6 protein-coding genes are annotated in these 11633 nt (G+C 72.9%); all 6 read left to right on the forward strand.

All coding sequences use genetic code 11. The annotated features are described in order from the left end of the window. Nucleotides 1–72 precede the first annotated feature (72 nt). The 6 genes from ACF1DX_RS31240 to ACF1DX_RS31265 all read left to right on the forward strand — a co-directional run bounded on the left by ACF1DX_RS31240 (nt 73) and on the right by ACF1DX_RS31265 (nt 11633). Nucleotides 73–516, forward strand: coding sequence for a winged helix-turn-helix transcriptional regulator (locus tag ACF1DX_RS31240; protein ID WP_391794494.1), 444 nt, complete (start codon nt 73–75; stop codon nt 514–516). A gap of 104 nt (nt 517–620) precedes the next feature. Further along, nucleotides 621–1610: a DUF1702 family protein gene (locus ACF1DX_RS31245; RefSeq protein WP_391794495.1), complete on the forward strand. Its 990-nt coding sequence runs from the start codon at nt 621–623 to the stop codon at nt 1608–1610. Between the two features lie 81 nt (nt 1611–1691). Next, a complete protein-coding gene (locus ACF1DX_RS31250; protein ID WP_391794496.1) occupies nt 1692–2681 on the forward strand; it encodes a DUF1702 family protein in 990 nt (329 codons plus the stop codon). Nucleotides 2682–2737: 56 nt separating this feature from the next. Then, nucleotides 2738–4588 (forward strand): CRTAC1 family protein, encoded by a 1851-nt coding sequence (locus ACF1DX_RS31255; protein ID WP_391794536.1) that lies wholly within the window; start codon nt 2738–2740, stop codon nt 4586–4588. A gap of 2 nt (nt 4589–4590) precedes the next feature. Continuing rightward, the gene (locus ACF1DX_RS31260; RefSeq protein ID WP_391794497.1) at nt 4591–5670 is read left to right on the forward strand and encodes an enediyne biosynthesis protein; all 1080 of its coding nucleotides are present in this window, start codon (nt 4591–4593) and stop codon (nt 5668–5670) included. After that, on the forward strand, nt 5667–11633 hold the full coding sequence (locus tag ACF1DX_RS31265; protein WP_391794498.1) for an SDR family NAD(P)-dependent oxidoreductase: 5967 nt from the start codon (nt 5667–5669) through the stop codon (nt 11631–11633). The genes ACF1DX_RS31260 and ACF1DX_RS31265 overlap by 4 nt, the downstream gene beginning before the upstream one ends.

Consider the following 11633-nt stretch of genomic DNA (forward strand, 5'->3'; position numbering starts at 1 on the left):
CCCGCGGTGACGGAACGCCGCCGCGGACCACCCCCGGAACCGCCGAAAGGCCCTCCCTACCGGTGTGATCAGATGCTGAAACATACGTATGAGGGGCAGGACTGCAACCTCGCCCGAACGCTCGAGGTGATCGGGGAGCGCTGGACGCTCCTGATCGTCCGCACGGCGCTGCTCGGCAGCTGCCGCTTCGAGGGCTTCCTGGAGAACCTCGACATCGCCAGGAACGTCCTGACCAACCGGCTGACCCGGCTGGTCGAGCACGGTGTCATGGAGCGCGTCCCCTACCAGGACAAGCCCGTCCGGTACGAGTACCGGCTCACCCCCGCGGGCAAGGACCTCACCTGTGCCGTCCTCGCCCTGATGCAGTGGGGCGACCGCAATCTGCCGCACGAGCTGGGACCGCCCCGCCGCGCGGACCACGTCGGCTGCGAGAGCCCCGTCCGCGTGGAGCTGCGCTGCGCGCAGTGCGGCCGTGCCGTGCACGACGAGGAGGTCCAGGTGCGCCGCATCCGCTGAACGCCGCGCAGGGCATGGTCGAAGATGCCCGGCGCGGGCCAGACCGCCCACGATGGCCCCCCGGCCGCCGGAACGGGGCGGCGCTCGTAGGAGGAGGCACGCACATGCCCGTACTGGGAGCCCTGCGCAGGCTGGTCATGGCCCCGTCGCTGGAGGAGGTGAGCTTCTCCGGCCGGGGGTTCGCGGTACGGGACGACGAGCGGGCCCAGAGGCTGGAGGCCGTTCCGCAGGCCGTCGTCACCGGCTTCGAATGGGGCATCGAGGACCGCGACCTCGCGACCACCGAACGCCGCCTGAGCCTGGTCGACCCCGAGCAGCGGGGCTTCGCCTACGAGGGCGCCACCATGGCGTGCGCCATCCGCGACGCGATGGGCCGCTCCGGCCACCGCACCCGCGACCTGCTCACCGGCGGCGGCAGGCCGCACATCTTCCTGAACTACATCGGCATCGGCTTCGCCATGGCCAAGCTGCCGCGACCCCTGTGGAAGAAGCTCGTCCCCGATCTGTCCGATCCCGCGTTCTACCCGCAGATGAGCTGGCTGTGCGTCGACGGCTACGGCTTCGACCGCGCCTACTTCGACACCGGTACCTGGGTGACCCGCCAGCGGCTGGACGACCCGTACGCCTGGGAGGGCGACCCCTCCTACTGGCGCCGCGCCTTCGACCAGGGGGTCGGCCGTGCCCTGTGGTTCATCCACGGCGGTCACGCCGGGCACGTCGCCGCGGCCGTCCGGGCGTTCGCCGGGGACCGGCAGGCGGACCTGTGGAGCGGCGTCGGTCTCGCCGCGACCTTCGCCGGCGGGAGCACCCCGGCCGGACTGGCCCTGCTGAGCGAGGAGGCGGGCTCCGAGCTCGGGCACCTGGCGCAGGGGTCGGTGTTCGCCGCCAAGGCCCGCCACCACGCGGGGTTCGTGCCCGAGCACACCGAGGCCGCCGTCGAGGCGTTCACCGGACTGTCCGCCGAGGCCGCCGCCCTGCTCGCCGACGACTGCGCCCCGGCCGCCGTCCGCAGCACAGAAGCACCCGCCTACGAGGGCTGGCGCGCGGGGGTGCGTGAACGGCTCGCCGCCCTCTTCCCCGTTGAGCACATATGAAGTAGACGTGCGGTCCCGCCCCCTGGCTCAATTTGATTTGCTGGCGAAATTCCAGGGAGCTGAGAGGGGCGGGTCATCACCGTGGCCACTGGGTTTGGAGCTATTCGACGCAAGCTGTTCACACCTCCTGTTTCGGAAACGACCATGGAGGTGCGTGGATTTCACGTGAAGAACGAGGAAGCCAAGGCACGGCTGGAGAGAATAGGCGAGACATTCCTCCAGGGCTACGCCTACGCGGTGGAGGCGTCCTCGGCCGACGAGACCGAGGCGATGCTGGAGACCGTCCCCCGGGACGTGCGGGGCTTCGCCTACGAGGGCGCGGGCATGGGCGCCGTGGTCCACGACGCGCTCCCGGGCCACAACGGCCGCCTGGCCGGTCTGCTGGCCGGCCGGGGGCGGCACCACGACTACATGATCTACGTCGGCATCGGCTGGGCGATGGCGCGGCTGCCCAAGCCGCTGTGGCCCGACATCAGCGCCACCGACCCCCTGCTGCGCTGGCTGGCCCTGGACGGATACGGCTTCCACCAGGCGTACTTCAAGACGGACTCCTACGTCCGCACGCCCGAGGTCCAGCACCCCTTCCGCTGGCGCGGCGGGCACAACCACTACACGCCGAACGCCATCGACCAGGGCATCGGCCGCGCCCTGTGGTTCGTCGGGGGCACCGATCCCGAGGTCGTCACCGGCCTGATCCGCGCCTACCCGGAGCGCCGCCACGGCGACCTGTACGCGGGCGCCGGACTCGCCTGCGCCTACGCGGGCGGGGCGGACGAGGCCGAGCTGCGGAGCTTCGCCGAGGGGGCCGGCGAACACCGCTGGGCGCTGGCGCAGGGCTCCGCGTTCGCCGTCGAGGCGCGCATCAAGGCGGACACCGTCATCGAGCACACCCACCTCGCGGCCCGCGTCGTGTGCGGTACGACGGCCGAGCGGGCCGCGCTCGTGTGCCGGGCGCTCAGACCGCGTACGGCGGACCCGCGGGCCGCCTCCCCGGCCTACGAGACATGGCGACGGGACGTCTCCGCCGAACTCTCCTCTCTTTCGCTGCTCCGGAAAGGTGCCGACCTGTGACGGTCACAAAGAACTGGGTGCGCAGAAATTCACCGGGAATTGTCGCCCTCACCCTGATGGTGGGAACTTTCTACGGGGTGCGGCTTCCCGAATCGTCGGCCTCCGAGGTCGACGCACTCGCGAAGAACTTCGCATTCGAGCCGATGTCCATATCCATGCCCGCCGGATTCGAGAAGCAGGAGGTCCGCAAGGTCAACAAGGCCTTCGAGCACATCGACGCGTGGATCTCCTCGGTCGGCGCGGGCATCGCCCTCAACGACCTCGACCGCGACGGGCTGCCGAACGACCTGTGCGTCAGCGACCCGCGCATCGACCAGGCGGTGGTCACCCCCGCGCCGACGCGGAAGGACGCCTACGCGGCCTTCGCGCTCGACCCGGCGCCGCTCGGCGTCAGCACGACCATGGCGCCGATGGGCTGTGTGCCCGGCGACTACAACGAGGACGGCGCGATGGACCTCCTCGTCTACTACTGGGGCCGCACCCCGGTCATCTTCGAGAACGAGGGCGCCAAGGGCGCGCCGCTGACGGCGGACTCCTTCCGGCCCACCGAGCTGCTGCCCGGCAAGCCCGGCGCGAAGTACACCGGGCCGCTGTGGAACTCCAACACCGCCGCCGTCGCCGACTTCGACGGTGACGGCCACGACGACATCTACATCGGCAACTACTTCCCCGACAGCCCCGTCCTGGACCCCTCCAAGGACGGCGGCGTCACCATGAACGACTCCCTCTCGCAGGCCCGCAACGGCGGCGGCGGCCACTTCTTCCGCTGGACGCCGGACGGGTACGAGAAGACCGACGACGCCCTCCCGCAGGACCTGGCCACGGGCTGGTCGCTCGGTGTCTCGGCCGCCGACCTCGACGGCGACCGGCTGCCGGAGGTGTACCTCGCCCACGACTTCGGCACCTCGGCCCTGCTGCACAACGTCTCCCGCCCCGGTGAGATCGAGTTCCGCGAGGTCAAGGCCGAGCACTCCGGCACCGTCCCCAAGTCCAAGGAGCTGGGCCGCAGTTCGTTCAAGGGCATGGGTGTCGACTTCGGCGACCTGAACCACGACGGCCTGTTCGACATGTTCGTCAGCAACATCACGACGTCGTTCGGCATCCAGGAGTCCAACTTCGCCTTCGTCAACCGGGCCGACAGCAAGGCCGAGCTGCGGGGCGGCTTCCTGGAGGGCGAGGCGCCCTACGAGGACGAGTCCGCCCCCCTCGGGCTGGCCTGGTCCGGCTGGGGCTGGGACGTGAAGATGGGCGACTTCGACAACGACGGGAACCTGGAGATCACCCAGGCCCTCGGCTTCGTCAAGGGCAAGCACAACCGCTGGCCGCAGCTCCAGGAGCTGGCCACCGCCAACGACGCCCTGGTCGCCAACCCGCAGTGGTGGCCCAACGTCGAGGTCGGCGACGACCTGGCCGGCAGCCAGCGGATGCGGTTCTTCGCCAAGGACCAGGAGACCGGCCGGTACGCCAACCTCTCCCAGGAGCTCGGCATCGGCGAGCCCGTCCCGACCCGCGGCATCGCCACCGCCGACGTGGACGGCGACGGCCGCCTCGACATGGCCGTCGCCCGCCAGTGGGACGAGCCGGCCTTCTTCCGCAACGTCAGCGAGAACGCCGGTTCCTCCCTGGAACTGGAGCTGACCCACCCCGACGGCGCGCCCGTGGTCGGCGCCGAGGTCTGTGTCGAACTGCCCGACGGCACCATGCGCGTCGCCCGTCTCGACGGCGGCGGCGGCCACTCCGGCAAGCGCAGCACCGACGTGCACATCGGCCTGGGCAAGGGCGTCCAGGGACCGCTGCCCACCGTGCTGACCTGGCGCGACCGGGGCGGCGACGTCCACGAGCAGAAGCTGCGGCTGGAGCCCGGCCGGCACGGCCTCGAGCTCGGCACCCAGGCCAAGGAGAAGTGATCATGTCCCCGTCCCAGACCGCCAGCCCGCGCCACAGTACGAAGGTCGTCACGGCGCTGCGGAGATTCGCCATCTCGATCTCCGTACTCAACATCTTCGGTTACACCGTGCTCGGCTTCGAGCAGCCCTGGACCTGGCCCTTCATCGCCCTGGCCGTCGCCTACACGCTGGAGATCGCCCTGGAGGCGATCGGCGCCCGGGCCGAGGGCCGCGCCCCCCGCTTCCAGGGCAACGGCCTCAAGGGCCTGATGGAGTTCCTGCTCCCGGCCCACATCACCGCCCTCGCGGTGAACATGCTCTCCTACGTCAACGACGTCATCTGGGTCATGCTCTTCGGCGTCATCGTCGCCGTCGGCACCAAGTGGGTGCTCAGGGCCCCGGTCAAGGGCCGTATGCGGCATGTCATGAACCCATCGAACTTCGGGATCGCCGTCATCCTGCTGCTGTTCCCGTGGGCCTCCATCGCACCGCCGTACCAGTTCACCGAGTACCTCGACGGCGGCTTCGACTGGCTCGTCCCGGCGATCATCATCACCCTCGGCACGATGCTCAACGCCAAGCTCACCGAGCGCATGTGGCTCATCCTCGCCTGGGTCGGCGGCTTCGCCCTCCAGGCCGTCGTACGCGGCCTGGTGTTCGGCACCTCCATCCCGGCGGCCCTGGCGATGATGACCGGTGTCGCGTTCGTGCTCTTCACCAACTACATGATCACGGACCCCGGTACGACCCCGTCCTCCAAGTGGGGCCAGATCGCCTTCGGCGGCGGAGTCGCCGCCATGTACGGCGTCCTGACCGCCATGAGCGTGGCCTACGGCCTCTTCTTCGCCACCGCGCTCGTCTGCGCCATCCGGGGCGCCTTCCTGTGGACCGCGGACATCGTGGCCAAGCGGCGCGCCGAGGAGGCCCTGGCGCTGGCCGCCGTCGAACAGACCGTCGAGAAGACCGTGGACCGGGACGACGCGACCGGGCGGACCACGGACCAGAACACCGAGCCCGCCCCGGCCTGCGACTGCCCGGCGGACGCCTGCGCCTGCCCGCCCGCGGACCCGGCGCAGACGCGGAAGGTACCGGTGACCGCATGAGCAGCAGAATCGCCATCGTCGGCATAGCGTGCCGCTACCCCGACGCCGACTCGCCCCAGGAACTGTGGGACAACGCCGTCGCCGGACGGCGTGCCTTCCGCCGGCTGCCCGACGTCCGGATGAACCTGGACGACTACTGGGACGCCGACCCGTCCACCCCCGACACCTTCTACGCCCGCAACGCAGCCGTCATCGAGGGCTACGCGTTCGACCGGGTCGCCCACCGCATCGCGGGCAGCACCTTCCGCTCGACGGACATGACGCACTGGCTCGCCCTCGACACCGCCGGACGGGCCCTGGCCGACGCCGGGTTCCCCGGCGGCGAGGGACTGCCGCGCGAACGCACCGGAGTGGTGGTGGGCAACACGCTCACCGGCGAGTTCTCCCGCGCGAACGTCATGCGGCTGCGCTGGCCCTACGTACGGCGTGTGATGGCCTCCGCCCTCGCCGGGCAGGACGGCTGGGACGACGCCCGCATCGCGGACTTCCTCGCCGAGGTCGAGACCTCGTACAAGGAGCCGTTCCCGGCCGTCGACGAGGACTCGCTCGCCGGCGGGCTCGCCAACACCATCGCGGGCCGCATCTGCAACCACTTCGACCTGGGCGGCGGCGGGTACACCGTCGACGGCGCGTGCTCCTCCTCCCTGCTGTCGGTCACCACGGCCGGCACCGCGCTCCTCTCCGGCGACATCGACGTCGGCGTCGCCGGCGGCGTGGACCTGTCGATCGACCCGTTCGAGATCATCGGCTTCGCGAAGACGGGCGCCCTCGCCAAGGGCGAGATGAGGCTCTACGACCGCGGTTCCAACGGCTTCTGGCCGGGGGAGGGCTGCGGGATCGTCGTCCTGATGCGCGAGGAGGACGCCCTCGCGGCGGGCCACCGGATCTACGCCACCATCGCGGGCTGGGGCGTCTCCTCGGACGGACAGGGCGGGATCACCCGCCCCGAGGTCAGCGGCTACCGGCTGGCCCTGCGGCGCGCCTACGAACGGGCCGGCTTCGGCATCGAGACGGTCCGCCTCTTCGAGGGCCACGGCACCGGGACCCCCGTCGGCGACACCACCGAACTCACCGCGCTCACCGAGGAACGCGCCGCGGCGGGACCGGACGTCCCCGTCGCCGCCATCACCTCGGTCAAGGGCATGATCGGCCACACCAAGGCCGCCGCCGGCGTCGCGGGCCTGATCAAGGCCGCCCTGGCCCTCGACCACCACACCGTCCCGCCGTCGATCGGCACCGTCGACCCGCACGACGTACTCACCGGCGACCGGGCCAACCTCAAGGCGCTGCGCAAGGCGGAACCCTGGCCCGAGGGCGTGCCGCGCCGGGCCGGCATCACCGCCATGGGCTTCGGCGGCATCAACACGCACGTCGTCCTCGACGAACCCGCCGTCCGGCGCCGGCCGCCGGCGCACCGCCGGCCCGTCGAACTGGCGGACTCCCCGCAGGACTGCGAACTGCTCGTCCTCGACGCCGAGTCGCCCCGGCACCTGCGCACCCGGATCGCCGAGGTCGCCGACTTCGTCGCCGGTGTGTCCTACGGGCAGGTCGCCGACCTGGCCGCCACCCTCCAGCGCGAACTGCGGGGCAGGACGCACCGCGCGGCCGTCGTCGTCTCCTCCCCGGAGGACGCCGAGCGGCGCCTGCGGCACCTGGCCGGCCTGCTGGAGAAGGGCGAGAGCACCCACACCGCCGCCGACGCGCGCGGCTTCCTGGGCAAGGTCACCGGCCCGGCCCGGATCGGGTTCCTCTTCCCGGGGCAGGGCTCCGGCAAGGGCACCGGCGGAGGCGCGCTGCGCCGCCGTTTCGCGCAGGCCGCCGACGTCTTCGAGCGGGCCGGTCTGCCGAGCAGCGGCGACATGGTCGCCACCGACGTGGCCCAGCCGCGCATCGCCACCGGCTCCGCCGCCGGACTGCGCGTCCTCGACACGCTGCGCCTGGAGGCGGCCGTCGCCGTCGGGCACAGCCTCGGCGAGCTCTCGGCCCTGCACTGGGCGGGAGCCCTCGACGAGCGGACGCTGCTGGAGGCGGCGCGGGTGCGGGGCGGGGCCATGGCCCGGCACAGCGCCTCGGGCACCATGGCCTCCCTGCAGGCGTCCCCCGAGCGGGCGGAGGAACTCGTCACCGGCCTCGACGTGGTCGTCGCCGGATACAACGGCCCCGGACAGACCGTGGTCGCCGGCACCGTCGAGGCGGTCGGTGACGTCGAGCGCCGGGCCGGTGAGGCCGGCGTGGGCTGCACCCGGCTCGCCGTCTCCCACGCCTTCCACTCGCCCCTGGTCGCCCCGGCGGCCGAGTCGTTCGGCACCTGGCTGGCCGGGGCGGACCTCGGGCAGGTCCACGGCAGGGTCGTCTCCACCGTCACCGGCGGCGAACTGGACCGGGACACCGACCTCCCGGCGCTGCTGAGCCGCCAGATCACCGCTCCCGTCCGCTTCACCCAGGCGGTGCGCGAGGCGGCCCGGCACGTCGACCTGTTCGTCGAGGTCGGCCCTGGCCGGGTGCTCAGCGGCATCGCGCGGGCGGCCACGGACGTACCGGCCGTCGCGCTGGACACCGACGACGAGTCGCTGCGCGGCCTCCTGGGCGTCGCGGGCGCCGCGTTCGTCGCGGGCGCGCCCGTCGCGCTCGAGGTCCTCTTCCGGGGCCGGCTGATCCGGCCGCTGAAGGTGGGCCAGGAGTTCTCCTTCCTCGCCAGCCCGTGCGAGCAGGCACCCCACGACGGCCCGCCCGCCGTCCGCGCGCCACGCCCGGCGGCCGCACGGGTCCCGGCCGGCGCGACCGCGGCACCGGCACGTACGTCCGCGGCACGCGCGTCCACCGCCCAGACAGGCGCGTCCGCCGCACCGGCACGCGCGTCCGCCGCCCAGGCGCCTCCGGCCACCGTGCCCGCGGCCTCCACGGGCGGGGCGTCCCCCGCCGTCGAGGAGACGGCCGCGGAGCGGGAACCGGCGCTGGACGTGCTGCGCGCCCTGGTCGCCGAACGCGCCGAACTCCCGGCCGAACTCGTCGACCCCGACAGCCGGCTCCTGGACGACCTGCACCTCAGCTCCATCACCGTCGGCCAGATCGTCAACCTCGCGGCGACCCGCCTCGGGATCGCGCCGACCCAGCTGTCGACCAACTTCGCCACCGCCAGCCTCACCGAACTCGCCGAGGCCCTGGACACCCTGGTCAGCACCGGCGCCACGGCGGCCGAGGACACGGCCGTCGCCGCCGCGGTGACGGGCGCCGCACCCTGGGCGCGGCCGTTCGCCGTGGACCTGGCGGAGGTGGCCCTGCCGCCGGCCGGCGCCGCCGAGGCGGACGGCGTGTGGGAACTGTTCGGCACCGCCGAGGGAACCTTCTGCCAGGACCTGAAGAAGGCACTGGAAGGCGCCGGCACCGGCGCCGGCGTCCTCGCCGTCCTGCCCCGGGGCTGCACCCCGCAGCAGGTGGACGAGGTACTCGCCGCCGCCAGGAACGCCCTGGCGGGGGCGCGGGAGCGACGGTTCGTCCTGGTGCAGGACGGACGCGGCGCGGCGGGCCTGGCCAAGACCCTGCACCAGGAGGCCCCGCACCTGCGCACCACGATCGTCCAGACCCCGCTGGACGGGGACGCGGTGGCACGTGTCGTCGCCGAGGTCCGCGCGACCGCCCGGTTCAGCGAGGCCCACTACGACACGGCCGGAGTGCGGCGCGTGCCGACCCTGCGGGCCCTGCCGGTCGAACAGGAGCACACCGACCTCCCGCTGGACGCCACGGACGTCCTGCTGGTGACCGGCGGCGGCAAGGGCATCTCCGCCGAGTGCGCCCTGGCCGTCGCCCGCAGGACCGGGGCGAAGCTGGCCGTGCTCGGCCGGTCGGACCCGGCCGCCGACACCGAACTCGCCGAGAACCTGGCGCGGATGGCCGACAGCGGCGTCGGCGTGCACTACGCCCGCGCCGACGTCACCGACCCCGAGCGGACCGCGGCGGCCGTCGCCGAGCTGGAGAAGGCGCTGGGGAAGATCACCGGCGTACTGCACGGAGCGGGCCGCAACGAACCGGCACCCCTGACCGAGCTGGACCCGCGGGACTTCCGCCGCACCTTCGCCCCGAAGGTCGACGGCCTGCGCACCGTCCTCGACGCGGTGGGCGCCGGCGGGCTGAAACTGCTGGTCTCCTTCGGCAGCATCATCGGCCGGGCCGGACTGCGCGGCGAGGCCCACTACGCCACCGCCAACGAGTGGCTGGCGGACCTCACCGAGGAGACCGCCCGCACCCATCCGCGGCTGCGCGCGAGGTGCGTGGAGTGGTCGGTGTGGTCCGGCGTCGGCATGGGCGAGAAGCTCTCCGTCGTCGAGTCGCTCTCCCGCGAGGGCATCACACCCGTCTCGCCCGACCAGGGCGTGGAGATCCTGCTGCGCCTGATCTCCGACCCGGACGCTCCCGTGGTCACGGTCGTCAGCGGCCGCACCGAGGGCATCGAGACCGTACGCCGCGACCTGCCGCCGCTGCCGCTGCTGCGGTTCACCGGCAACCCGCTGGTGCGCTACCACGGCGTCGAACTCGTCACCGAGGTGGAACTGAACGCGGGCACCGACCCCTACCTGGCCGACCACCTGCTCGACGGCAACCTGCTGCTGCCCGCCGTCATGGGCATGGAGGCGATGACACAGGTCGCGACCGCCGCGACCGGCTGGGACGGCACCCCCGTCATCGAGGGGGCGAAGTTCCTGCGGCCCATCGTCGTGCCGCCGGACGGCAGCACCCGGATCCGCGTCGCCGCCACCGTCACCGGCCGCGCCACCGTCGACGTCGCCGTGCACGCCGAGGACACCGGCTTCGTGGCCGAGCACTTCCGGGCCCGGCTCGTCTTCGACGGCGCCCAGGCCCCCGACGGACCGCCCGAGCAGGTGCCCGAGGGCACCGTCCCGGTCCCGCTCGACCCGGCCGCCGACCTGTACGGCGGGCTGCTCTTCCAGGGCGCACGCTTCCAGCGGCTGCGCCGCTTCCACCGGGCCGCGGCCCGGCACGTCGACGCCGACGTCGACGTGCGGCGCCGGCCCGAGGGCTGGTTCGCCGGATTCCTGCCGGGGCGGCTGCTGCTGGCCGACCCGGGCATGCGCGACGCGCTCATGCACGGCAACCAGGTCTGCGTGCCCGACGCCACCCTGCTGCCGTCCGGCGTCGAGCGGATCCACCCGCTCGGCTCCGGCGACCACGTGCCGGAACGGCTGAGGTACACGGCCGTCGAACGCGGCCGGGACGGCAACACCTACGTCTACGACATCGCCGTACGGGACGAGGACGGCACCGTCGTCGAGCGCTGGGAGGGACTGACCCTGCACGCCGTGCGCCGGACCGACGGGGCGGGACCCTGGGTCGCGCCCCTGCTCGGCCCGTACCTGGAGCGCACGCTCGAGGACGTCCTGGACGCCCGGATCGCGGTCGCCGTCGAACCGCACGGCGGACAGCCCGCCGGCTCGGTGACCCAGCGCCGCGGCTTCACCACGGACGCGGCGGCCCGTGCCCTGGGCGCCCCGGTGACGGTCAGCCACCGGCCCGACGGACGCCCCGAACTCCCGGCGGACCGACACCTGTCGATGTCCGCGGCACACGGGCTCGGGGTGACCCTCAGCGCCGTCTCCGGCTCGGAGGTGGCCTGCGACATCGAAGCGGTCAGCATGCGCTCGGAGGCCGAATGGCAGGGGCTGCTCGGCGAGCACGCCCCGGTGGCGCGGCTGGTCGCCAAGGAGACCGGTGAGGCGCCCGACACCGCCGCCACGCGGGTGTGGAGCGCCGTCGAGTGCCTCCAGAAGGCCGGGATCATGGCGGGGGCGCCGCTGACCGTGCTGCCCGGACGCAAGGAGGCGTGGGTGGAGTTCGCCGTCGGCGGCATCCGCATCGCCACCTTCGTCACCGCGCTGCGCGACGCCCTGGAGCCCGCGGTCTTCGCCTTCCTCGTGCACGACACGGACCGAACCGAAGGGCGGCCCTAG

The organism is Streptomyces sp. NPDC014676, assembly GCF_043084105.1.
GTDB lineage: Bacteria > Actinomycetota > Actinomycetes > Streptomycetales > Streptomycetaceae > Streptomyces.

Coding starts and splice junctions, on each gene's coding strand:
- ACF1DX_RS31245 (WP_391794495.1), top strand. CDS start 621: ATGCCCGTACTGGGAGCCCTGCGCAGGCTGGTCATGGCCCCGTCGCTG.
- ACF1DX_RS31240 (WP_391794494.1), top strand. CDS start 73: ATGCTGAAACATACGTATGAGGGGCAGGACTGCAACCTCGCCCGAACG.
- ACF1DX_RS31260 (WP_391794497.1), top strand. CDS start 4,591: ATGTCCCCGTCCCAGACCGCCAGCCCGCGCCACAGTACGAAGGTCGTC.
- ACF1DX_RS31255 (WP_391794536.1), top strand. CDS start 2,738: ATGGTGGGAACTTTCTACGGGGTGCGGCTTCCCGAATCGTCGGCCTCC.
- ACF1DX_RS31265 (WP_391794498.1), top strand. CDS start 5,667: ATGAGCAGCAGAATCGCCATCGTCGGCATAGCGTGCCGCTACCCCGAC.